Raw genomic sequence first — 22,443 nt, forward strand, 5'->3', positions numbered from 1 at the left:
TTGATGAGAATCCTTGAAACGGCTCTGTCCACAGTTCCGTGCATCCTAAGGTCAGCGATCCAGAGCGGAGCTTCGTCGCTCCACACGGAACAGACAAGTCGAAGGCATCGAGGTCCTGGTGACCTTGAAACTGATCTATTTGCACGTCAGAGACCGGAATTTGGGATCGTTCGCCGAGCACGCTCTCCACCGCGGTCACCGATAGGGTTGGCGGCGTCGGAGCGAGGAGGAAACCATGGCGCTGACCACGTCGCTGGCTGGCCGGGTCCGGAACACGAGCCTGCCGAAGAGCCATGCGCTCTTGCCGCTCCTTGAGGCCGTGGTTAACGGCATTCAGGCGATCGACGCCCGATTCGGCGGTGACGTTGAGCGTGGCCGTCTGAGCGTAAGGATCCAGCGCAGCCCGCAGGAGGTACTCGACCTCGGTCCCGCTGGCCCTGGACGCGCGGCGCTGAAGCCGATCGTCGGCTTCAGCATCGAGGACAACGGGGTGGGCTTCACCCCTGAAAACATGACCTCGTTCGAGACGCTGGACAGCGACCATAAGTCCGCCTTCGGCTGCCGTGGCGTGGGACGCCTACTCTGGCTCAAGGCGTTCGACAGAGTCTCGATTCGCAGCGGCTACGAAGGCGAAGCCGGTGGACTCCGAGGACGGCAGTTCCGGTTCTCCGTCGATGGGGAGGTAGAGCCGGGCGAGGAATCGAACGGCCTAGGAAATATCGGCACGATCGTGAGTCTCGACGGGTTCAAGAAGCCCTTCCAGCAGAGCGCGGCGAAGTCCGTCGACGCCATCGCTCGCGAGATGTTCGAGCACTGCGTCTGGTACTTCCTCCGCCCGGGCGGCGCGCCTGACATTACGGTGACCGACGACGACGAGAGCGTCTCACTCACCACCCTCATGGACGATTTCGTGGACTCCGAGATGCCGATGACCTCGATCGACGTCAAAGGGCAGAAATTCGACATGGTCAACCTCCGTCTCAAGTCCTCGACACGCAATCCCGCACCGCGGCTGTACTGGTGTGCCGCGAGCCGCGTGGTCATGGAGGAGAACCTCACAAGCAAGGTGCCCGGGCTCTACGGACGGCTCAAGGACGCGGCGTCCTCCCAGTTCACGTATGTCTGCTACCTGTCTTCCGCCTTCCTGGACAACCACGTCCGCGCGGACCGCACGGCCTTCGACATCGCCGAGCGCGTGCCGGGCTCAGCACTAATCGAGGATGTGTCACTCGACGACATCCGCGAGGGCGTGCTGAAGGAAGTGGAGAGGATCCTCGCCGGCCCGCTCAGTGCAGCGCGGGAGGAAGGCAAGGCTCGGGTCAACCAGTTCGTGAGCACCCAGGCACCGAGGTACCGACCCGTTCTGTCGCGGCTCGAGTCGCTCGGCGTAACTGTGGATCCGTCCATCAAGGACCACGACCTTGAGTTGCTGCTGCACGGCAACCTACAGAAGCTTGAGGCCGCCGCAATCGCCGAGGGCCATGCCGTCTTCGCCGAAGACGGCGCCACTCAGCCGGAGGGCTACGCAGAACGGCTCGCCCGGTATCTAGACACGGTGACCGACATCAACCAGTCCGACCTGGCTGCGTACGTCTCGCGTCGGCGAGCGATCCTCGATGTACTCGCCAGACTGATCAGGTCCGACGACCGGGGCAAATACAGCAAGGAGGACGCGATCCACTCGCTGCTGATCCCGATGCGGACCGACTCGAACGAGATCGGCACTGACGCCTCGAACCTGTGGATCATCGACGAGCGGCTTGCGTTCCACGACTACCTGGCCTCCGACAAAACGCTCAAGAGCATGCCGGTAACAGGATCCGATTCGACGAGGGAGCCCGACGTGCTCGCGACTCGGCTCGTCGGCTCCCCGGTGCTGGCCGCGGAGGGCGAGACGCTCCCGCTGCCGTCCATCGTCGTGATCGAAATCAAACGGCCGATGCGTAACGACGCGTCGGAGGACAAGGATCCGATCCAGCAGTGCCTGGACTATGTGAAGCGTGTGCGCGCCGGAGGCGTGAAGACCGCATCGGGGCGACAGATCCCCGAGACACATGAGGCGCCCGCTTTCTGCTACGTCATCGCCGATCTCACACCGACGATGGTGGATAGATGTAAATACGCGAGCCTACGTCCCACCCACGACGGAATGGGTTACTTCGGTTTCAACGAGCCGTACAAGGCTTACATCGAAGTGGTGAGCTTCGACCGCCTCGTCAATGCGGCCACCGAGCGGAACCGAGCGTTTTTCGACAAGTTGGGCCTCCCATCCAGTTGACCAAGGAGTGGGGAGATCAACGAGCCTGATCCCATGGGCATCTTCTGCGGGAGCTCCAACGTGGCTTGCCGCGGTGGGCGGCGTTCAGCGCATTACCAGTCGTCGGTGTCCCCGTACTTTCCCGGGTTCTGGGCGCGATCCACAGCCTGTGTACACGCTTCGGTGAAGGCCGCCTCGACGGCTGTCTTGTCCCTGCCTCGCACCTGGGCCTCGACCTCCTTTCCCGTGCCGGGGCGCCGGGCCGTGCGCCAGGCCGAGGCGCGGTCCGTGTAGCGGTCGGTCTCGAATTCCCAGGTTGGCACTGACCACTGTTCGGGCACGCCGGTCACCGCGCGTTCCCCGCCGGGGAGGAAGGCGGCTTGGGCGTGGAAGACCACAGTTCGCTCTGGCATGCGATCACGGATGGCGCTCGCGCCGTCGGGGCCCTGGTGTTCCCAGCGCCAGCGGTCCCATTCCTCGACCTCGGCGGTGTGGTCGGGCCAGTCCTCGCTCCACCGTGCGACGACCTCGTCGGCGTGCTCGCGGTGAAGGAAGGGAACGCGCCGCTCGCCGAGACGGGCGACGTGCACCACCAGCTCGGCGGGCACGGGGCTCTGGCGGGCCTCCGGCGCGGCACTCCCCTCGGCCTGGTCCGTCCCCCACAGGAGGCCACCGACCTTGGCAGCGGTGTCCTTGAGGACGCGGCTGGTCAAGTGCTGGTAGCGGCGGCGCATCCGGGCGGACTTGCCGGGCTCCCAGCCCATGATGGAGTCGACGACCGCGTCGGAGACGCCAAGGATGAGCAGGACCGTCGCCGCGGTGTGGCGGGCGTCGTGAAGGCGGGCGTCGCGGACGCCCGCGGCCTTCAACAGCTCCTTCCACTTGTGGTAGTCGGTGTTCGGGTTCAGGGGCTCGCCGGTGGGCGACGTAAACACGTACCCCTTCTCCGTCCACAGGTCGCGGGCACGGATTCGCTCGCGGGCCTGCTTCTCGCGGTGCTGCCGGAGGAGCTGGAGGAGTTCGTCGGGGGCGCCGATGGGGCGTTGACCGGCGCGGGACTTGGCGTTCTTCGTCTCGCGGCGGGTGTTGATCTTCTGGGGGCAGAAGCCGGGTTTGCGTCCGCAGCGGTCTCCGCAGCCGTGCTTGTAGCGGGGCCGCAACCGGCCACGGCGTACGCGGATGACGCCGAGCTCGAAGTCGACGTCGTCCCACTGCATGCCGAGGACCTCGCCCTGCCGCAGGCCCAAGGCCAGGGCGATCACCCAGCGAGCGGTGTTGCGGTGCTTGGCGGCCTCGGCGAGCAGGTGCTGGACCTCTTCGACGGTGTACGGCTCGACCTCCTCCTCTTCGACCTTGGGGGCCTTGGCGATGGAGGCCGGGTTCGCGGTGAGGTGTTTGCGGCGCACGGCCTCGTTCAGCGCCGTGCGGATCGTGCGGTGCGCCTGGTGGGCGGTGCCGGCGGCGCTGCCGTTGTCCTGCATCTTCTTGTAGAAGCGCTCCAGGTGCTCGGGATCGAGCTTCTCCAGGCGGTGGGCGCCCAGGCCGGGGATGAGGTGGTGGTAGACCGCCACCCGATAGCCGTCGATCGTGTTCTCCGAGACGTGCGCGGCGGCGATGTTCTCGACCCAGTGGGTGAGCCACGTCTTCACGGTCCACGACTGGCCGGCCTTGCGGACGGCGCCCTTGTCGCGCTGCCGTTCCAGCTCGCGTACGAGCTTGGTGACCTCGGCGCGGGTCTTGCGGCCGACGTGGCGACGGTCCGTGGTGCCGTCGTCCTTGACGCCGACGGTGACGCGGCCGTGCCAGCGGCCGTCCTTGCCGAGGTAGATGGACGAGGCGCCGTTGGGCTGGCGGGGCTTCGGTGCAGAGGCTCGCGTCATGCGGCGGCTCCGAAGTCGGTCGCCGACAGCCGGCGGGCCAGGAAGTCGTTCACCGCCTCCGCTGGGATGCGGCGCAAGCTGCCGATCTTGACCGAGGCGATCTCGCCGGAGGAGACGTACTCGTACAGCTTGGTGCGGCCAATGCCGATCCGGCGAGCTGCCTCGGCAACGGTCAGCGCGACCAGGGTCGTGTCGCCGGCGGATCGCCGCTCGACCATCAAGGTGCGCAGGGCGTCTTCGGGGACGTCCAGGAGCTGGGCTATCTGGGAAATGGGCAGCGCGGGCTGCGGCATGGGGTACTCCTCGCGCCGGCATCGCGGCGTCGAGGGAGCGGCAACTCCCGTCGGCCTGGCCGGTGGCGTCGTTCAGGGATGGATGGGTCGGTGAATGATCGTCGGCGACGGAGGTCGCCGCGCGTGCGGTTTCTCGGCGTTCATAGCGCCGGGGGAGGGCAGTAGCCGGCTATTCGCCGGTGGGTGGCTGCCCCTGGTTTCGCAGGTGCGCCCGGGATGGGTGCAGGCTCCTCTGCAGGGCCCGTTCTTCGAGCCGGAGGAGTTCGTCGACCTGTCCCCTCTGCTCGGGACCCTTGTCCCCGTATGCGTTGAGTTCCATGTCGATCTCGTGCAGGTGCATCTGGTTCCGGTCGATCGCCGCTCGCAGTTGGCGGTACTCCCGCGTCATCTGGACGTACTCACGGGCGAGCTCGCGGATACGGGGCGTGGCCAGCTCTCCTGGCGGTCCGGTCAGGTCCTGCATGGTGATGTCGAAGACCTTGCAGAAGCCGAGGGCCTCGTCGAGGTTGACTCTGCGACGGGGTTTGCCGCTCTCGATGCGCCAGATCGCCGACTGGTTGATCGGATGGCCGGCAGCGGCCATCTCCTCAGCGAGTTTCACCGTGCTCCAACCGCGGACCTCGCGCTCCAGCTTGATGCGGGCGGCGACGTGCTCCTCCGGCATCGGACGACCGGGGCCGGCGCGCTCCGCGCCTTCCTCACCGCTCACTCGCACCTCCCTTCACGCTTCAACGGATCCACTGGGGCTAGCATCCACAACTAAACATCGTTGCGGAGTGAAATGCAAGGCGTTGCGTTGCCGAAAATCTCGGCTATGGTCGTAGTCCGCCGTACAGCGGCGAACGGATCCGCACACGCAAGCGGCCCCGGTGCTACGAACACCGGGGCCGAAGTAGAGGCTCCACCGCACAACCATCCATCCCTGAACGATCGAAACCGGAGGCCGGGGTTGCCGCCCCGTAATGGCCTGCCGGATGAGGAGCTCCATGCCCCAGGGTACGACCCTGCCACCCCAGACGCCATCCCGCTTCAACGAGGGCCCCACGCCGATGGAGCCGCCCTTCAACGTGGACGCCGAGTGCGCAGTCCTCGGCGCCTGCATGCACCAAGCCGACATCATCGACGCGGTCCGACCCATCCTGGGCGACGACGCCTTCTACCGGCCCGCGCACGAGACCATCTGGCGCGCGCTCCTCGCCCAGCACCGCGAGGACAAGCCGACCGACCCGATCGTCCTCACCGAACTGCTCCAGCAGCAAGGGGACCTGCAACGGGTCGGCGGTCACGCCTACGTGTTCCAGCTCGCCAACGCGCCCTACGGCACCGGAAGCGCGGCGCACCACGCGGAGATCGTCCGCGAGAAGGCCGACCTGCGCCGCCTGGTGACCTCCGCCGTACGCACCCTCCAGCGGGCCCAGGAGCCCGGTGCGAATCCCGAGGCGATCCGCAGCGAGATCGAAGCGGAAGTACGCGCCGAACGCGAGCGCGCGCTCGCCTCGGGACAGGGGCGGCTGTCCCGTTTCGCCACCGACGGCTGGTCGTTCGTCAAAGAGAGCGGCGCGGACGCCGAGCCTCTGTGGGGCACGCGTGAGAAGACCATCTGGGCCCCCGGCGAGAGCCTGATGATCGTCGGCGCTCCGGGCGTCGGCAAGACCACCCTGGCCCACCAGGTGATCTTCGCCCGCATCGGCCTGCACCAGACCGCCCTGGAGATGCCCGTCGCCCCCAGCAGGCGGGTGCTCTACCTGGCCATGGACCGCCCCAAGCAGATCGCCAAGGCCATGGCCCGCCGCGTCTTCCCCACCGACGAGAAGATCCTGCGCGAGCGGCTCGTGGTCTGGGAGGGCCCGCTGCCCGCCACCCTCGACAAGGAGCCCGACCTCCTCGCCGACCTCGCCGCCGCCCACCAGGCCGACACCATCGTGATCGACAGCCTCAAGGACGCGGTCAGCACGATGGTCGACGACAGCCTCGCGGTCGCCTTCCACAACGCCCGCATGCGCGCCCTGCGCAATGGCGTGGAGATCATGGAACTGCACCACCAGCGCAAGGCCACCGCCGACGCGCCGCGCGGCCAGCGCCCCAGCCTGGACCAGGTCTACGGCTCTACCTGGATCACCGCCGGCGCGGGCAGCGTCCTGTTCGTCACCGGCCGGGCAGGCGACCCCGCGGTCACCCTGCACCACCTCAAGACCCCCACCGGCGAAGTCGGCCCCCTGGACGTCACCCACGACCACGTGCGCGGCACCACCACCGTCGACCCCACCAAGGACCCCGCCGTCCTGCTGCGCAACGCCCCCAACGGGCTGACCGCACGCGACCTGGCGACCATCCTCATCGGCGGAGGCGACCCCGAACGCGCCGACATCGAAAAGGCGCGACGCCACCTCAGCCGCCTCGTCGACAGCGGCCTGGCCACCAAGGCCGACGGCATCGCCGGAGGGGCCGGAGGCGGCCAGCAGGCCCGCTACTACGCCTCCGCCCGCCACCTCACCGCCGTCGGCTGAGCCCCGCACCGACCCCCTGAAAGCGTTCACGCGACCGTCCACGCGGCCCCTGCGCCAGCACACCGCCGTGAACCGCTCACAGCGCACACGCTCACCGCGAAACCGCAGGTAGAGCGATCACGCGACCGTCCACGCCGTACACGCACCCAAGCGATCACGCGCGGGGCCCCCTTTAGAAGGGGGCCCGCGTGTACGCCCCCTCCGTGAACGTCCCTCACTACCACCCCACAAGCCCCACACCATGCCCCTGGAGAGACCGGCTTGCCCTCCCCTGCCCCGATATCCCTCGCCGCTGTACGCGGCACCACCGCGATCCTGCCGGACTGGGCCACCTCCCCCGCACTGACATGGGTGCTGCTCGCATTGCTCGTGCTGCTCGCCCTGTTCGCTGCCCGGCTGATGCGGCAGCAGCGTCGGCAGCCGTCCGGCGCCAACCGGTGGCGCGCGACCATCGCCGTGCGCGTCGCCGCCATGGCCGCACTCGGCTGTACCGCCTACAGCGCGGACACCAGCTGGCGGTTCGCCGCCGACTACCTGGACATGGGCAGCACCGTCGAGCGCGCCTTCATGTTCGCCACCGCCGAGCTGGCCTTGTTCGCCATGGCCTTGATGGCGCGCCAGAACCTGAAGGGCCCCAAGCAGGCGCCGGGCCCGCCTGGCGTCCTGGTGTGGGTGATCACCGGAGCCCAGATCATCCCCGCCTACGCCGAGTCCGGCCCCATCGGAGGAACGGTCCGCGCCCTGATCGGCCCGGTCATGGCAGCAGTCCTCTGGCACCTGGCCATGGGCATCGAGCTACGCAACCACACCCCCGAGGCCGCCTCCCGCAGCCTTCTCGCGATCCTCGGTCGGCAGGCACGCGAGAGGCTCCTGGCACGCCTGGGCATCCACGACCAGGACGCCGATGCCGCACGGCTCATCCGCGAGCGCGCCCTGAGCCAGGCCGTCACGTTGATCCTCCGGATCGAAGCGATGCCCGAGAAGAAGCGAAACAAGGGGCGCGGCCGGCGCGCAACGCGGCGGCTGCACGAAGCACTGGAGAGGGCCGACGTCGATGGCGATCCTCACCAGGACGAGCTGCTGCTGCGCAAGCTCGGGACCCGACGGCAGGCCACCCAACTGGCCTCGCTCCCGCTGCCCGACCGGTGGAAGACGCCCGGCGACCCAGTCAGCCAGCCCCGCACTGCCACAGCGAAGCGGGCAAGGCCCGATCGCCCGAAGGCCGTACCGAATCCGGGCGATGAAGACGCTCATCCGTCGGACCGCCCGGAAACCACCGCCCGCCCTCAATCCGCTACTGAGCAAGGCGCGGAGGCGAATACGGGCACGGATGCCGGTGCCGATCCGGGCAAGGAGTCGGGCCCGAGGCGCCCGGGTCGCAAGCCCGACCTGCCGCGGGATGCCCTCATCGCGTACGCGGAGCGCATCTACCGCGAGACGGGCCGCCTCTCGCGCGACGTCCTCAAGGCAGCCGTTCGCGCCGACGGCCACCAAGTCGGCACCGACCTTGCCCAGAGCGTCGTCAACGCGGTCAAGGCCGAGCACCAGGACTCCGTCCGCACAGGCCACCCCCACTGAACTCTGCTCCCTCACCCCCAATAACTACCCGTCGCTGAAAGGCCCTTCTGCCATGCCCCGTTCGACCTCGTCCGCCTGTACCTGCAACTACGACGCCTACCCGATCTGCACCGCTCCGGAGCACGACGAGATGAGCGTGCTGCGTTGCGCCATCCTCACCCTGCTGGACCAGGGCCGATGGATGGCCAGCGACGACATCCCGCTGCCCGACATCCTCTCCGCCGGCGGCGACTACCTGAGCCGTCTCAGGGGCACCGGTGACGGGATCCCGGTGCCCGCCGTCGAGCACTGGGCCTGGCTCGAGGCCGAGCTGCGCCTGGTTGTCGCCCGCGCCGCCGGGCTGGACGCCGTCAGCACCCTCGATCCGCGCATCGACGGCGTCCTGGCCACCGCCGCCCGCCTCCCGGAGCGCCGTCAGGTGAAGCTGCTCGACCTCGCCGCCCAGCAGTTCACCAAGCCCCACACGCAACCGCGCTCCGCCTGAACCCACCGACCCCTGTAACCCCGACACAAGGACATCCCGTAGTGCACGACCAGCACCCCGAACTCCCCCCGTCCCAGGAGCAGACGATCGCCACACCTGTCACACGCGCAGCAAGTTGGAGGTTCGGACACTCCCCCGCTGGGGGTGCTTCCGAACCAGTGCCCGCCCCGGGGGTGGCGGGCAGCCTCCCGCGCCAGGGGGCGCGGGAGGCAGGGCCTGCGACCGGGGGCGGATCGCAGCCTGGCAAGCGCCGGGGCAAAGCCCGTATCCGCGCACCAAAGCAGCGACCCGCGCACAGCGTCCGCCTGAGTGAATCCGAGTTCGACGTCGTCGCCGCCGGCGCCGAAGCGGTCGGCATGAGCATCGCCGGCTTCCTCGCCCACAGCGCCCTCGCCGCCGCCCGCGATCTCGACCGCACCGCAGCCACCATCGCCACCCGTCAGGACACCCTGACCGCCCTCTTCGCGCTCCGGCGCCAGCTCGGATACGCGAACAACAACCTCAACCAGGCCGCCCGTGCCCTCAACAGCGGCGCCTACCCCGACGGCCTGGAGGACACCATCGCCGCCGTCAAACGTGCCGTCGACGACGTCCGCCACATCACCGCCCGCCTCACCGACCCGAACACCGAAGGCACCGCCGCTTGATCCCCTCCATCCACAAGCAGGGCCGCGACACCGCCCGCCTCCTCGCCTACCTCTACGGCCCCGGCCGCCGCGAGGAACACACCGACCCCCACCTCGTCGCCTCGTTCGACGGCCTCGCCCCCGACCCCGGCCGCGACCCGAACGCCACCCTCGCCGACCTCGCCCGGCTCCTGGACGAACCCCTGCACCTCCTCGACGACGACACACGCCCCGCCACACACGTGTGGCACGCCTCCGTCCGCGCCGCCCCCGGCGACCGCACCCTCACCGACGCCGCGTGGGCCGACATCGCCCGCCGCGTCATCGCCGCCACCGGCATCGACCCCGGCGACGGCGCAGGCTGCCGCTGGGCAGCCGTCCGCCACGCCGACGACCACATCCACCTCATCGCCACCCTTGTCCGCGAAGACGGCCGCCGCCCCGACCACCACCGCTCCGCCAAACGCGCCCAGGCCGAATGCCGCCGCATCGAAGCCGACTACGACCTGCACCGTGTGAAGGCCGGCGACGGCACGGCCGCCAAGCGGCCCACCAGCGCCGAACGCCACAAAGCCGACCGCCGTGGCCGGCAGCGCACCTCGCGCGAGGAACTGCGCGAGACCGTTCGCCGCTCGGTGGCCGGCGCGGCGAGCGAGGAGGAGTTCTTCGACCGCCTCGCCGCGGCCGGCCTACTCATCCGGCGCCGCATCGCACCATCGGGCGACACCCTCGGCTACACCGTCGCCCTGCCCGACGACCGCAACGCCAAGGGCGAGCCCGTCTTCTACTCCGGCTCCAAGCTCGCCCCGGACCTCTCTCTGCCCCGCATCCGCGAACGCTGGACCCAGACGTCGGACGACGCCACCCAGCAGTCGGCCCTGCCGTCGGTGACCGGGCCCGCGTCCGCACGCCGACGCGCCAGCACCGCCGCCTGGCAGGCCCTGCTCGTCATCGACCACGGCGACGACAACGTCATCGCCGCGCAGATCGCCGCCACCGGCGAAGTCCTCGACGCCCTCGCCAAGACCTCCGCCGCCCACACCCGCCACGAACTACAGGCAGCAGCAACCGCGTTCGAACGGGCCTCCCGCTCCCACATCCGCGCCGCACGCGGCCACGACCGTGCCCTGCGCCAAGCCGCCCGCGACCTCGTCCACAGCGGCCCGACCCTCGGCCGAGGCGAGGACGGCGCCACCACGGCCATGGCGCTCGACATGCTGATCTTCCTCGCCGTCGCCGCCGCGCACTGGCACGCCAAGAAGCAGCACGCTCAGCAGGCCGAGGCCGCAGAGCGAGCAGCCGTGCACCTGCGCGTGGCCTACCAGGCCGCCGCCGAGCACCCCATGGCATTGCTCAACCACCGGGGCCGCAGCCTGGCCTCATCGTGGCAACGCCACCACTCCGCCGCCGTACGCCATGCCCTGCCCGAGCTGGCTGACCGAATCCTCGCCGAACCGGGCTGGCCCGCCCTCGCAGCCACCCTCGCCGAGGCCCAGACCGCCGGCCACAACCCCACCGCCCTGCTCGCCCAGGCAGCCGCCCGACGAGAACTGGACACGGCGGACGGCATGAGCGACGTGCTCGTGTGGCGGCTGCGGTGGATGGCCGACCTCCCCGCGGATCCTCAGAACGCCCAGGGCCAGCGAGCCAGCGGCACCCACGCCGTCTCCTCGCCGGGACGGGCCGCGCAAATCGGGGCCCGGCCCGCGAATAGCTCCCCACGGCGACGCTGAACCGCGAAAACCGAGCCGCCAAAAGTAGCCGACAATCCCCGGTTAGGCTAACCGGGGATTCTCCAGACCATGGGCACATCGGCACCCACCCCCGCCCCGCTAAGGAGAACCCCTATGCCCGCACCCACCCCTCGCCCCCACGTCATGGCCTTGCTGTTCGACACGAACTTCAACCGGCCCTCGGGCACCCGCACCTTCCGCCACCTCGACGGACGCCCCTTCACCGACGAGGAACAGGCCCTCGCCGATGACGCCACCCTCGAAGAACTCCAGGCCGCCGGCGTCCATGTCCACAACCCCGAGGCCGGAGCCGAGGCCAAAGCCGCCGCGCACCAAATGGCCGAGCTTCTGTTCAAGTACGTCCTCCCGCACCGTGAAGCCCTCATCCCCTTCATGACCCACGAGGACATGCTCGAGTACGGCCGGTTGGAGACCATCGTCGCTGCGGGCGCCCACCGCCTCCGCCCTCACAAGGACTGAGCACACAGGCACGGCACCAGCTCAAGAACCGGCGGCCGGTGGTCGGGAGTGCTCCCCACCACCGACCGCACCCCCGTCGTCCGGCCGGACGGGCCCGCTCAAGCTAGACCGCGAGACCACCTGTCCCAGCCGCCGCCATCACCGACCACTGTGAGCTGGTCGCCGCCCGCCGACACCTCGGCCAGGTCGGCTGCAACCTCAAAACTGACCCGGCTTCCGGGAGGCGGCGCGACCGGTCGTGGACGCATGCAACAAGCCCGGCCCTCCTCATTCGAGGTGGGCCGGGCCTGTTGCATCGGCAAGAGAACAGCCCGTCGTCAGCCGGCTGGAGCCCGCAGAAGCCGTTCCTGAGTGCTTTCGGGCAGCACCCGGCGCAGGACCGGTGCCGTAGAACTCAAGGAATCGGCGAACGCGGCGACGAGGTCGTGCGGCACGCTGGCGCCGAACGAAGCGGCCCACAGATAGCCTGCGCCAGGCACCGGCTCGGCCCATGCCTGCCACCCAGCCAGGACCGCCTCGTCAGGCTCGGCCACCAGGGCGAGCGGGTCGGCGTCCTGAATGAGGGGCGGCACCTCGCCGAGGTGGACGTGGGAGGCGAAGGTCGGGTCCACCGCGCCCGCGCCGGACGCGTCGATGTCGCGGAGCCAGCCATGCGCCGTAACGGCGTCGAGGACCAGCTCGGGGCTGCCGAGTGAAACGGCGGGCTTATCGCGGGCGTCGAGTGCGAAGAGGAAGTCGGCGAGGACCTCCCCGGGGACATCGGGGGTGAAGTAGGCAGACCACTGGGCAAGCGGGCTGCTCATGTCCGTACGAGCGGAGACCTGCCAGGCGATCGGCAGACTCCCCAGGTGAAACGGCTCATCCGGCAGGACCCATTGAGCCCAGCGGAGAGTGTCGGGGCTTATGTGCAGGACGGTGCTGCGCAGGACCTGACGGTCCTCCGGCGCCTCGTCCGGCACCCGTCGCCCGCGGACGATCGCCAGGCTCGTCCAGCCAAGCTCGGTGAGTGTGTCGGCGACGGTGTCGTACAGGCGTCCGTCGTCACCGGCCAGGTGCCGGGGACCTACCCAGTACGCGGACTGGACGCCAGCCGGCGTGGGGCCAAACGGGAAGTCGGGATGCAGGGGCGCCTCCAAGTGCTTGTGGGTTCTACTTGCCGCCGGCGATGCGGCGGTGTGCGCGGCGTCATGGACGGAAGACCTGCCAGGCAACCTTGCGGCGGCCGTGGGTGGCAGATGGCCGACCTGCGTGTCCGTGGCCCGAACGTTGTCGACGCAGGCGACGGGCCGACCTGGGACTTCAGACTCGAGCGTCGGTGTCACGCCCGCCGGGCGGCATCCAGCACGCGTGCTACGGCGACGGCGACAATACCGGCTGGCGTTTCGGTGCCGAATGAAATCTGGTAGCCGCGCACTTTGGCTGTGCCAGTAACGGCGATCTTCCATCCCTCCCCCTCGGTGCCAGGGCGGCCAAGCGGGAACCATCCGAGATAGAAACGGCCGTCCTTCGAGTTGACGTGCACGTCCGCGCGGTCGTCCACGACCAGGTTGAAATCGTGGGCGGAGAACTGATCCATCACAAGCGTGGGCTGGCCCGGGCCGAGCTGCCACTCACGCAAGCGCAGGGCTCCGACGCTGGTCGAGAATCCGGGACTCGGGGGCGTCGCAGTCACAGGCAATCACCTCCATGACCTGGGCGTTTGCAGAAGGTCGTCTACGTTGACATTCCTTGCCCGCGTTGGCCACTCATTCGTGGATCTTCGCTGTCTGCCTCCGGCGAACGACGGTGCAGCCACTCCTGTGGGATCTCAAGTTCGGCTGCACAATCTCACCGCCCGCTTCATATCGACTGCACTCTCGACTCGCCGACGAACCCCGCCGCAGCACCTCCCACCTTGGCTAGGGTCACGCCTCCCTACCCGTCTCACGCTCCGCGCGCGGACCATGCGTGAGCTAACCTGCCCGCATGCGCGGACAGTTCACCGGCTGGCCGGAGCAGGCCATGGACGTGTTGTGGCAGCTCCAGGGCGAACCGACCCACGCGACCCGCGAGCGCTATCGCACGGACCGCGAACGCCTGGTCCGGCAGCCGATGATCGCCCTGCTCAACGAGGTCGCGGACACCGACCCCCGATACGAGGACTTCTCCGTCTGGCACTACCGCACCGACTCCTGGTGGTGGCAGCACCAGAGCGCGGTGATCCGGCTCGGCCGCAAGATCGAGATCGGTCTCCGGTTCTCCCTGGACGGCCTGCGGATCCAGGGCGCCTGGTGGTACCCCGATCGCGGCCAGGTGGACATGTTCCGCAAAGCCGTGGCCTCCGAGGGGAGCGGCCGCGAACTGTCCGCCATCGTCGAGGACGTGCGGAAGAAGGGCTACGACATCTCCGGGGACGTGATGAAACGCCCCCCGCGCGGCTATCCCACGGACCACTCCCGTACGAACCTGCTGCGCCACCGTTCGCTGATCGCCGCCCGTCCCCTCGGCTGCGAGGAGTGGCTGCACACCCCCGAGACAGTCGACCGGGTCCTCTCGGCCGCCGCCGACCTGGACGCCCTGCTGATGTGGCTGGTCCGCCACGTGAAGCGCGCCGCCTGACGTCACGAGGGTGCCGCGCGGCACGGGAGGATCCACACCCGTGTCGCCAAACCTGGCGGGGATGCACCGCGAGCCGAGACAACCGCAGATGAAGCAGCGTGAGGCACCACGAGAAGTCGCAGGTCACAGCCTCGGTGTATGCAGCGAAGCGCGAGCCCCTACAGCTCCCCAAGCTGGAGGCTCACGAGGGTGGTACGACACGAAGCACGATTCAGACCCCACGGGCCGAGAGGCTCACGGACTGCCGGACTGCGTGACGCTCCGTGCGAGTTGGCCCACGATGTTCAAGACGCCCTGCCCGAAGCTGGTCGGAGCGATGAGCACGCCGAACACCAGCACCACGATCACGGTCAGCTTCTCGTCCAACCGGCTTCGCGCCTGTGTGCGTCGGCGTAGTCGCAGGACGATGACGACAGCCAGCAGGACCGCCACGTTGATGGTCAGAATCACCCTGCAAGCCCTCCTGTCAGGCAAGACAACGGACATCCCAGCCTTCCTGCATAGTCCGAACGGGGCAGTGAAATGGTTCGGTCACCAGTGGTTGGCAACAAAGCGCTGGCCTTGGGCTGGATTTGCCAGGCACCTGTCACGTCAGGACAGAGCAGTCGGCCGGCGTGGCGGTGGGATGCGGTCGAGCAGGTCCCACAAGGGGCGGGATCCTGCGGCCCACTCGCCGAGCACGCGGCGGTCGACGAGGTGGATTCGGTGCTGCTTACCCCAGGGGATCGCTTTGGAGGAGAAGCGGCCGTTGGTGAGGACGACCGCGATGTCCGCTCCGTGGATCTGCCGTGCGGTGCCGTTGACCTGTTGCAGCACCCCGACACCGACCGCGGAACCACGGTCCCCGTCCCGGCGGTGCTTGCACTGGATCGCCCAGACGCGACCGGCGGGGTCGACGGCGCGTACATCGCAAGCGTCGTCGCCAGCACCTCCGAGCTGCTCCGCCTTGCAGCCGTCGCGGCGCATCAGGTCCCGTACAGCGAACTCGAATGCACGGTGATCCAGTGCGTCGAGCTCGGCAATCCGCAGCCGCAAGGCTTGGGCGCGTACGCGAGCCCAAACTGCCCGCTGCTGCGCCTTCTGGTACCAGAGGCCACCCGCAGCCGAGGCGGCCACGGCGACGATGACGAGGACCCACCAGTGCGTGAGCAGCCACTGCACGATGGCGGCGAGCAGGCCGACCGCCACGACCACACCCACGACCAGGGCGACCTGCTCGTCCTGCTTCTTGGATCGGCGAACCGGTCGGCGTCGGGCAGAGCGCCGTATCGGGCGGCGGCTCATCGAGTCCCGCCCAGCTGCGCTGAGGTGGAGGAAGTGGACAGGTGCGCCGTGCACGTGGCACCGCCTACCGCGGCTGATCCCACATGCCACCGTGTCTGCGCCCACACCGGGACGTCACCCCGAACGTGGTCCGCAAGCTGAACCGCCATGAAAGAATTCCCCCTCTGTCCAAGACCGTTGATGCATCCCCGCGCCGGTCGTATGACAGCACGCACCACCGACAGAATGTAAGAAGTCGATCACCAGGAGTGATGGGTTTTCGGTCAGAAGAACTCCCCACGCCATCAGTCGCTCGCCGTTCGACCTGCGCGTTTAGCGGCTCGACCTACCAACTTCAGCCGTTTCGAGGCTTGGCCCGAGAACGAGCGCTGCACACAACTGCTATGCCGCCAGGGCCGAGCGCGTCGCCTCCCCCTCTCCCTCGATGACGCGAGCGATCTCCGGCCATGGAGCACGCAAGGCACCGAAGAGCGACCAGTAGTCGTAGACAGCTCGAACCATGGCGCTGACGCCGAGGCGGGCGGCTTCGGGATCGATGGCGCCAATGACGCGCCGTGTGATTCCGCCGGCACCCCGAGCTGCTGGGGCGATCCCGTGGCCGAGCAGGAGCGTGGCGGTACGGATGGCATCCAGCGTCGACGGTGTCGCCATCTGTGCGAAGCGCCCAAAGATCAGGGGGTGCCAGCTCGCCCTGGTGCGCGCCCAGGCCAGGCGTTCCAGCCCAGTGCCGAGGTCAACGGCCATCCGGTCCGGGTGATCCGTGTTCCACAGGAGGACGATGTCGCCGAGGGTGAGGTCCAGGTGGCGGAAGCGCAGTGTGATGCCTTCGACCTGCCGTCGGCGCCACGGGGTGAGCGTGCCGTAGATGCTCAGGTGCCGTGCATGGAAGCCGAGTTGGGAGAGGACGGTCAGCCAGCCGTCGAGGATGGCGCCGCACTCGTCCAGGTGGCCTATGGGTTGGACTCGGGAGACGTTGACGAAGGAGGTCAGGAAGCCGTCCATCAACTGGCCTTCCGCGTCCCGTTGGCCGGTGAAGCGGACGACCGGCTGCGGGATGAATCCGCTTCGATACGTGCGGGGTTGGCCGTCCTTGAGGACCGGGTCCAGGGCCTGGATAGCGGAGATCGTCAGTTCGGTCTCCCTGCCCCACCGGAGTGGGAGGCAGGCGTCACGTGGGGCGCCGTCCCGCGCGAAGCCGGCTTCCAGGGAGTCGAGGATCTCCCTCCACGTGGGTGATCTGCGTGGCGGCTGGTAGGGGCTGCCCCGGTGCGGGTGAAGGATCTCGATGTGCGGGCCGTCGGCCGTGAACTCCCAGTGGGGGCCTAACGCGGCGCTCAGTACGCCGGGTATCCGCTGGGCCAGGTCGTCTCCGACGGTGCCGGCGGCGCGGGTCAGCACGATCGGGCCGACATCGCCTGGAAGTGGCGCGCCGGGTCGAAGCGCTGCATTCCGATCGCCTGGACGCGCTGGTGGTCGAGGCTTTCCCCCTGTTCGATCGCGTCGGCGAGCCTTCGTGCCGCAGTCTCGTCCTCCTCCCTGGGGTCGACGACCGCGACCGCGCCCGTCTCGTCGCACAGGGCGGTGTGGGCGCAGGTTCCTTCGCGCCAGGTCAGGGCGGCCATGGGGGTGCCGGCGCGGAGGGATTCGCCAAAGACCGCGGCACCGGCTTCCACGTACGTGCGGGCGTACGTGTAGACGAAGACCGAGGCGTCGGCGATGGCTGCGGTCTTGGCGGATCCGCCGAGTTCGCCGATCCACTTCACGTGGTCGGCGCTGAAGAGCCGTTCGTGGCGTCGCACGTACGCCTCGTCGAAGACGGGGCCGACGATCCGAATGCGGCGCCCAAGGATCTGGGCCGCCCGCACGGCGATGTGCGGTGCCTTCTCCTCGTCGATCCGGCCGAGCCAGACGAGATCGGTGCCCGCGGTGGCCGGCGGCTCCTCCTCGTCGAGGCCGAGATGGACGGCGAGCTCAGGGATCGGCCGGTGATCCGCATACCGTTCGATCATCTCGGGCGAGTAGCAGTAGAGCCGCGAGCGCTGGCCGTCGAAGGCGGTGGCGGTGTGCTGGAAGACGGGCGAGTGCTGGAAGGTCGCGACGTCACAGTCCAGCTCGTTCCAGGTGCGTGTCCACGCGGGAAGCGACGGGTACTCGTGGCCGACGACCAGGAGGTCGTACCCCGTGTCGCGCAGCTCGCGCTCGGCGAGCGATCCGGTGGAGATGTCCTCCAGGCGGACCGGCTTGCGGACCCAGTCGTGTTCCAGGTCCGTGAGCCAGCCCGGCCCGAGGAGGTGTACGTCGGCGCCTGCGGCACGGGCGCCTACGGCGACCGCCCACAGCCATCGTTCGATCCCGCCGTATCCGGCGGGTGGAAAGGCGTAGCTACCAGGGAAGTCGCAGACGCCGACGAGCACGTTATGCCTCCGGTGTTCCGTCCGCCGAGATACGGCGGAAGCCGAGATACGGGAAGAGTGATTCGGGCAGGACGATGGAGCCGTCCTGCTGCTGGCACTGCTCGAGGAGCGCGGCCAGGGTGCGGCCGACGGGCAGGCCGGAGCCGTTGAGGGTGGCGACGAGCTTGGGCTTGCCGTCCTCGCCACGGGTCCGGATGTTCGCCCGGCGGGCCTGGAAGGTTCCGAAGTTGGAGACCGAGGAGATCTCGCGGTACGTGTTCTGGCTCGGGATCCAGACCTCGAGGTCGTACGTGAGCTGGGCGGAGAAGCCGGTGTCGCCGGCGGGCAGCTTGATGACCCGGTAGGCGAGGCCGAGCTCCTTGAGGCACGCCTCGGCGTGACCGACCATCTCCTCCAGCTCGACGTCCGCCGTCTCCTGTTCGACGATCTTGACCATCTCGACCTTGGCGAACTGGTGCTGGCGGATCAGACCGCGGGTGTCGCGGCCGTACGAGCCGGCCTCGGACCGGAAGCACGGAGTGTGCGCCGTGAACGCGAGCGGCAGCTCGGCGGGCGGGATGATCTCGTCCGCGTAGAGGTTGGTCAGCGGAACCTCGGCCGTCGGGATGAGGAAGAGCTCTCGGTCGGCGACCCCGGTCTTGAACAGGTCCTCCTCGAACTTCGGCAGCTGGCCGGTACCGGTCATGGTCTTGCGGGTGACCAGGTAGGGGACCGCGTACTCGGTGTACCCATGCCGGCGGGTGTGGATGTCGAGGAAGAGCGTGGCCAGGGCCCGCTCCAGAGCGGCGCCGGCGCCGCGGGAGACCGCGAAGCGCGGGCCGGACAGCTTCGTCGCGCGGCCGAAGTCGAGGATGCCGGTGGCCTCTCCGAGATCGACATGGTCCTTCGGCTCGAACGGAAACGCGGGAGGCGTGCCGACGCGCCGGATCTCGATGGCGAACTCCTCGGAGTCGCCATCAGGCGCTGAGTCGTCCGGCAGGTTCGGGATGCTCAGGAGCAGATCACGGAGCTGGGCCTCGATCTCTTCCTGCCCCGCTTCGATGTCGCGGACCTGCTCCTTGATCTCGCGGGCGCGCTCCTTCAGCTTGCTGATGTCACCGCCCTGCTTGGCCGTCTGCTGAACCTCACTCGCCACCCGCTTGGACTCGGCCCGCAGCTCGTCGGCCGAGCGGATGTTCTGGTTGCGACGAGACTGGAGGGACTCCAGCTCGGACAGGTCCAGGGAGTAACCGCGACGAGCGAGCCGACGAACCGCTTCGGCACCCATTTCAATCAGGGCGCGGGCATCATGCATGAGGAAGATCCTTCTGATCCGGCGAGTGGTGGGATACGGGATCGACGGTAGCAACCGCGGCCCCTTCGCCGATCCGCATTACCTCCCTGCCACCGGAGCCGACCGCGTGATCGAGAACGCCAGTTTCAAGATCGTCCATCAGGGCCCCGGTGAATTCCGGCAGCTCGTCATCGGGGATGGCGACGGGCTCGATGTACGGGGCTTCCGGGAAGAAGAGGGGCATGGCCTCGCCAGGAGTCCGTTCGCGGTGCCACAGAAGCACGGAGACCAGCAGGCCGTGGGCCACCAGGACGCGGGGGCCGGGGTGCTCCAGGGCCGCGAGCACCCCGGTGAGCATCCTGCGGATGCCCTCACGCTGCGACTCGCTCCCGCCGGGCGGGCGCTCGTGGGCACCGTGCCCGTCGAGCCAGACGGCGTATTCCAGGAACGGGTTTCCCTCGAATTCTCCGTAGTCGAGTTCGTTCAGCCGCGGATCGGTGATCAGTTCCGGTCCGGGGACTCCCATCAGGAGGTTGGCGGTCTGCTGAGCGCGGGGGAATTCGCTGGCCAGCCACGTCTTCACGCTGTGGAGGGGCACGCTGCTCCATCCCCTGTTCAGCGACCGGCGGCCTTCCTCGCTCAGGCGGATGGGCTTGGTCGGATCGCCGTTGACGAGATAGCGCCGGCTGTAGTTCGTCTGTCCGTGGCGGAGCACGTACGTCGTCATGATCGGTTCCTTGGGGTCGGCGCCGACAGCCACGCGAGGACGTCGGCCATCCTCGGCGCGCGCGGATCATCGGTGTCGAGGTAGAAGAGCAGGCCGTCCAGGGCCAGGGCCCTGCACCATGGCGCGAGGACGGGCACGGGGATGCGGGAGATCCGGGCGGCTGTGGCCAAGCGAGCGTCCGTGCCGTGCCCGAGGTCGTAGTACACGGTCCAGAAGGCCCAGTCGAAGGCCGCGTCGCCCACCATCGGGAGGGGATCGATCAGGCGGGGGTGGCCCAGCCAGTCGAAGAGGACGTTCTCTCGGTAGAGATCCGCGTGCAGGACGGTGGATCGAGCGGAGTCCTCCTCCAGGGCCACGAGGGCCGGGACAGCCGCGTCGACGTGCTCCTGCCACGGGCTGGCGTCGACCGATTCGAGTCGGCGCCTCACCCTGGGGCGTACCTCCTGGTGGAGGTACGTGGTCAGGGGCGGAAGGTCATGCGGCCGGCGCCGACGGCGGCCGAAGGTGTGGAGGCCCTGGAGGGCGGCGGCCACGGTCGGAAGCTCGCGAGGCGGTCGCTCACCACCACCGGGGCTCCCTCCGATCATTTCCAGGGCCGCCACGGCCAGGTCGTCAGCCGCCTCGACGACGCCCGCCGTCGGCCCGCCCGCCCACAGACGTAAGGCAGTGACCTCGTTGCGGAACCGCGTGGGATCGGCCCACGCCTTGAGAAGCAGCGGACGCCCGTCGAAGGTTCCGGCCATGACGACCACGGAGGCATGCCCGGCGTCGTGGTAGCCGTCGAGGGTGAGCTTCCAACGATCCGCGGCCTCCTCCAGCAGGGTAGGCACCGCATCGAGCCACCCCGAGACCTCGGGGCCGTAGTGAGTGACCAGCCGACGCCGGCATTCCGGGGAGACCTCGCCGAGCATCCGCTTCTTCATCAGCTCAGCACGATCCCGTCGGAGACCAGCTCGTCGGTGAGCGCCGGGAACTCGCCCAGCGCCTCCGCCACCAGCGCCTGCACCTTGTCCACTTCGGCGTCTGAGGACGACAGACGGACGAGGACGCGCCATGGCTGGTCGAGTCGCTGCCCGGTGGTGCTCACCAGGTGGACCTCGGCGTGCCCTCCCGTCGCCTCGTGGAGCCGCTGGGCGAGCCTTCGTGCGGCGATGTTGTAGAGCTTGCCCACGTGGTAGACGGGGTTCTTGCCGTTGGCGCCCTCCAAGTTCATCGGCCGCAGGGGCGTGATGAGGCCGTTGACGCGGTTGCCGCGGCCGACGACGCCCTCGTCGCCGGACTCGATCGAGCTCCCGGTGTAGGTGAGGTACAGCTCGTCCTTCTCCGGCACATCGCGCGCGTTGAGCCGGAAGCTCGCCTCGGCGCCGGGCAGGTGGAGGCCGGCGAGCCGGTAGCACTCCGCCAGGACGCTCTCGGTGTTCTGGACGTACTCCGCTCGGCTCGCGACGAGCCGCGACTTCTGCGGCACACAGAGCACGACATCCGCCCGCTCCCCGTCCCAGTAGCCCATGAGCTTCACGTCCGACCCACACCAGGCGTGGGAGAGGGTGAAGTCGCTCTCCCCGGAGAAGTGGTCGACCAGATCCCGCGCGAAGGACTCGAAGACGTTCTCCGGCGCCCAGCCGGTGCCCAGCGACGTGTCGTTGGAGAGCCGCACGCGCCGCTCCCGCAGGTCGTCGATCGACCGCGGGTTGAACCATCGCGTCCGGTCGGGCACCTCGTCGCCCGTGAGGACGGCACCGGGGCTGGAGTTGCTGGTGATGTTGAAGGTGATGTCGAGGTGGTCGGAGACCTCGGGGAGCCGGCGGGCGAAGAACGCCCGCACCTCGGCCTCCACGATCTCCTCGACGGGGATCCGCTCACCGCCGCACATGGGCGCGGCACGGCCGTTGACGAGCACCCGGACCGGGGCGGTCATGCGGCCAGCGCCGTACCGGACCTCACTCGCTCCGCCCAGCAGGGCGAGCTTGTCGAAGTTGTGGTGCAGGACCGCGCCGAAGTTCTGCACGGTGTAGGCGCTGTACGCGCGGGACAGCCGCTCGGCCAGCTGATCGGCGAGGGTGTCCGGATGGCCGAGGCCCTTGCGCTCCACGATGGTCGTGGCGTCCGGGGCGGAACCGCCCGTCTCGATGACGAGGTGGCTGTTGTCGATGGTCGTGCTCGTGCGAAGCATCACGAACTCCCGTTCAGGGTGGACAGAAGGGGATGAGCGCAGGCGCAGAACGCCTGGACGAGCGGTAGGTGCCGTGGGTGGTGACGAGGCCGATGTCCTCGGCCCGTGGATGCCATCTTCCTGGCCCTCCAGGTCC

At 68.9% G+C, this 22,443-nt stretch carries 21 protein-coding genes; 8 read left to right on the forward strand and 13 right to left on the reverse strand.

Features of this window, described 5'->3' with window-relative positions; genetic code table 11:
* The first annotated feature begins 235 nt into the window (after positions 1-235).
* Positions 236-2,278: an ATP-binding protein gene (locus ACFY8U_RS14640; protein ID WP_389569885.1), complete on the forward strand. Its 2,043-nt coding sequence runs from the start codon at positions 236-238 to the stop codon at positions 2,276-2,278.
* A gap of 92 nt (positions 2,279-2,370) precedes the next feature.
* On the opposite strand, the gene ACFY8U_RS14645 is transcribed toward ACFY8U_RS14640, so the two are convergent.
* The 3 genes from ACFY8U_RS14645 to ACFY8U_RS14655 form a co-directional block, all read right to left on the reverse strand.
* Positions 2,371-4,137, reverse strand: a complete 1,767-nt coding sequence (locus tag ACFY8U_RS14645) for a tyrosine-type recombinase/integrase (RefSeq protein ID WP_389569887.1) — start codon at positions 4,135-4,137, stop codon at positions 2,371-2,373.
* Complete coding sequence (locus tag ACFY8U_RS14650) at positions 4,134-4,430, reverse strand: helix-turn-helix domain-containing protein (protein WP_280873050.1); 297 nt, start codon at positions 4,428-4,430, stop codon at positions 4,134-4,136. The genes ACFY8U_RS14645 and ACFY8U_RS14650 overlap by 4 nt, the downstream gene beginning before the upstream one ends.
* A gap of 169 nt (positions 4,431-4,599) precedes the next feature.
* Entirely contained in the window at positions 4,600-5,094 is a 495-nt protein-coding gene (locus ACFY8U_RS14655; protein ID WP_389570901.1) for a helix-turn-helix domain-containing protein, read from the reverse strand.
* Between the two features lie 322 nt (positions 5,095-5,416).
* Here ACFY8U_RS14655 and ACFY8U_RS14660 point away from each other — a divergent pair, with 322 nt between their 5' ends.
* The 6 genes from ACFY8U_RS14660 (at position 5,417) to ACFY8U_RS14685 (ending at position 11,838) form a co-directional block, all read left to right on the forward strand.
* The gene (locus ACFY8U_RS14660) at positions 5,417-6,937 is read left to right on the forward strand and encodes a DnaB-like helicase N-terminal domain-containing protein (RefSeq protein ID WP_389569890.1); all 1,521 of its coding nucleotides are present in this window, start codon (positions 5,417-5,419) and stop codon (positions 6,935-6,937) included.
* A 351-nt stretch (positions 6,938-7,288) separates the two neighbouring features.
* A complete protein-coding gene (locus ACFY8U_RS14665; protein ID WP_389569893.1) occupies positions 7,289-8,515 on the forward strand; it encodes a hypothetical protein in 1,227 nt (408 codons plus the stop codon).
* A 52-nt stretch (positions 8,516-8,567) separates the two neighbouring features.
* Positions 8,568-8,999 (forward strand): hypothetical protein, encoded by a 432-nt coding sequence (locus ACFY8U_RS14670; RefSeq protein ID WP_362360400.1) that lies wholly within the window; start codon positions 8,568-8,570, stop codon positions 8,997-8,999.
* Positions 9,000-9,355: 356 nt separating this feature from the next.
* Positions 9,356-9,646 (forward strand): mobilization protein, encoded by a 291-nt coding sequence (locus ACFY8U_RS14675; protein WP_389569897.1) that lies wholly within the window; start codon positions 9,356-9,358, stop codon positions 9,644-9,646.
* Positions 9,643-11,358: a relaxase/mobilization nuclease domain-containing protein gene (locus ACFY8U_RS14680; protein ID WP_389569899.1), complete on the forward strand. Its 1,716-nt coding sequence runs from the start codon at positions 9,643-9,645 to the stop codon at positions 11,356-11,358. Before ACFY8U_RS14675 ends, ACFY8U_RS14680 begins: the two co-directional genes overlap by 4 nt.
* 114 nt (positions 11,359-11,472) lie before the next feature.
* A complete protein-coding gene (locus ACFY8U_RS14685) occupies positions 11,473-11,838 on the forward strand; it encodes a hypothetical protein (protein WP_389569902.1) in 366 nt (121 codons plus the stop codon).
* A gap of 317 nt (positions 11,839-12,155) precedes the next feature.
* On the opposite strand, the gene ACFY8U_RS14690 is transcribed toward ACFY8U_RS14685, so the two are convergent.
* Both ACFY8U_RS14690 and ACFY8U_RS14695 read right to left on the reverse strand, forming a co-directional pair.
* Positions 12,156-12,974: a DUF317 domain-containing protein gene (locus ACFY8U_RS14690; protein ID WP_389569904.1), complete on the reverse strand. Its 819-nt coding sequence runs from the start codon at positions 12,972-12,974 to the stop codon at positions 12,156-12,158.
* A 182-nt stretch (positions 12,975-13,156) separates the two neighbouring features.
* On the reverse strand, positions 13,157-13,510 hold the full coding sequence (locus ACFY8U_RS14695) for a DUF317 domain-containing protein (protein WP_389569906.1): 354 nt from the start codon (positions 13,508-13,510) through the stop codon (positions 13,157-13,159).
* A gap of 293 nt (positions 13,511-13,803) precedes the next feature.
* On the opposite strand from ACFY8U_RS14695, the gene ACFY8U_RS14700 reads away from it, so the two are divergent.
* Positions 13,804-14,436: a DUF2461 family protein gene (locus ACFY8U_RS14700; RefSeq protein WP_389569908.1), complete on the forward strand. Its 633-nt coding sequence runs from the start codon at positions 13,804-13,806 to the stop codon at positions 14,434-14,436.
* Between the two features lie 234 nt (positions 14,437-14,670).
* Here ACFY8U_RS14700 and ACFY8U_RS14705 read toward each other — a convergent pair whose 3' ends face one another.
* The 8 genes from ACFY8U_RS14705 to ACFY8U_RS14740 all read right to left on the reverse strand — a co-directional run bounded on the left by ACFY8U_RS14705 (position 14,671) and on the right by ACFY8U_RS14740 (position 22,307).
* On the reverse strand, positions 14,671-14,883 hold the full coding sequence (locus ACFY8U_RS14705; RefSeq protein ID WP_362360592.1) for a hypothetical protein: 213 nt from the start codon (positions 14,881-14,883) through the stop codon (positions 14,671-14,673).
* A 144-nt stretch (positions 14,884-15,027) separates the two neighbouring features.
* Entirely contained in the window at positions 15,028-15,720 is a 693-nt protein-coding gene (locus ACFY8U_RS14710; RefSeq protein WP_389570904.1) for a restriction endonuclease, read from the reverse strand.
* 381 nt (positions 15,721-16,101) lie between these two features.
* The gene (locus ACFY8U_RS14715; RefSeq protein WP_389569910.1) at positions 16,102-17,118 is read right to left on the reverse strand and encodes a hypothetical protein; all 1,017 of its coding nucleotides are present in this window, start codon (positions 17,116-17,118) and stop codon (positions 16,102-16,104) included.
* The gene (locus tag ACFY8U_RS14720; protein WP_389569912.1) at positions 17,112-18,134 is read right to left on the reverse strand and encodes a glycosyltransferase; all 1,023 of its coding nucleotides are present in this window, start codon (positions 18,132-18,134) and stop codon (positions 17,112-17,114) included. The genes ACFY8U_RS14715 and ACFY8U_RS14720 overlap by 7 nt, the downstream gene beginning before the upstream one ends.
* A 1-nt stretch (position 18,135) precedes the next feature.
* Entirely contained in the window at positions 18,136-19,428 is a 1,293-nt protein-coding gene (gene serS, locus ACFY8U_RS14725) for a serine--tRNA ligase (protein WP_389569915.1), read from the reverse strand.
* Positions 19,421-20,134: a histidine phosphatase family protein gene (locus ACFY8U_RS14730; RefSeq protein WP_389569918.1), complete on the reverse strand. Its 714-nt coding sequence runs from the start codon at positions 20,132-20,134 to the stop codon at positions 19,421-19,423. The genes serS and ACFY8U_RS14730 overlap by 8 nt, the downstream gene beginning before the upstream one ends.
* Positions 20,131-21,057: an aminoglycoside phosphotransferase family protein gene (locus tag ACFY8U_RS14735; RefSeq protein ID WP_389569921.1), complete on the reverse strand. Its 927-nt coding sequence runs from the start codon at positions 21,055-21,057 to the stop codon at positions 20,131-20,133. Before ACFY8U_RS14735 ends, ACFY8U_RS14730 begins: the two co-directional genes overlap by 4 nt.
* A complete protein-coding gene (locus ACFY8U_RS14740; RefSeq protein ID WP_389569923.1) occupies positions 21,057-22,307 on the reverse strand; it encodes a methionine adenosyltransferase in 1,251 nt (416 codons plus the stop codon). Before ACFY8U_RS14740 ends, ACFY8U_RS14735 begins: the two co-directional genes overlap by 1 nt.
* Between the last annotated feature and the right edge of the window lie 136 nt (positions 22,308-22,443).

It is taken from the genome of Streptomyces sp. NPDC012508 (assembly GCF_042902595.1).
Classification (GTDB): Bacteria; Actinomycetota; Actinomycetes; order Streptomycetales; family Streptomycetaceae; genus Streptomyces.

Excerpts from the sequence above, each read along its gene's own strand:
- ACFY8U_RS14640 (WP_389569885.1), top strand. The coding sequence starts at position 236 with ATGGCGCTGACCACGTCGCTGGCTGGCCGGGTCCGGAACACGAGCCTG.
- ACFY8U_RS14645 (WP_389569887.1), bottom strand. The coding sequence starts at position 4,137 with ATGACGCGAGCCTCTGCACCGAAGCCCCGCCAGCCCAACGGCGCCTCG.
- ACFY8U_RS14650 (WP_280873050.1), bottom strand. The coding sequence starts at position 4,430 with ATGCCGCAGCCCGCGCTGCCCATTTCCCAGATAGCCCAGCTCCTGGAC.
- ACFY8U_RS14655 (WP_389570901.1), bottom strand. The coding sequence starts at position 5,094 with ATGCCGGAGGAGCACGTCGCCGCCCGCATCAAGCTGGAGCGCGAGGTC.
- ACFY8U_RS14660 (WP_389569890.1), top strand. The coding sequence starts at position 5,417 with ATGCCCCAGGGTACGACCCTGCCACCCCAGACGCCATCCCGCTTCAAC.
- ACFY8U_RS14670 (WP_362360400.1), top strand. The coding sequence starts at position 8,568 with ATGCCCCGTTCGACCTCGTCCGCCTGTACCTGCAACTACGACGCCTAC.
- ACFY8U_RS14675 (WP_389569897.1), top strand. The coding sequence starts at position 9,356 with ATGAGCATCGCCGGCTTCCTCGCCCACAGCGCCCTCGCCGCCGCCCGC.
- ACFY8U_RS14685 (WP_389569902.1), top strand. The coding sequence starts at position 11,473 with ATGCCCGCACCCACCCCTCGCCCCCACGTCATGGCCTTGCTGTTCGAC.
- ACFY8U_RS14700 (WP_389569908.1), top strand. The coding sequence starts at position 13,804 with ATGCGCGGACAGTTCACCGGCTGGCCGGAGCAGGCCATGGACGTGTTG.
- ACFY8U_RS14710 (WP_389570904.1), bottom strand. The coding sequence starts at position 15,720 with ATGAGCCGCCGCCCGATACGGCGCTCTGCCCGACGCCGACCGGTTCGC.
- serS (WP_389569915.1), bottom strand. The coding sequence starts at position 19,428 with ATGCATGATGCCCGCGCCCTGATTGAAATGGGTGCCGAAGCGGTTCGT.
- ACFY8U_RS14730 (WP_389569918.1), bottom strand. The coding sequence starts at position 20,134 with ATGACGACGTACGTGCTCCGCCACGGACAGACGAACTACAGCCGGCGC.
- ACFY8U_RS14735 (WP_389569921.1), bottom strand. The coding sequence starts at position 21,057 with ATGAAGAAGCGGATGCTCGGCGAGGTCTCCCCGGAATGCCGGCGTCGG.
- ACFY8U_RS14740 (WP_389569923.1), bottom strand. The coding sequence starts at position 22,307 with ATGCTTCGCACGAGCACGACCATCGACAACAGCCACCTCGTCATCGAG.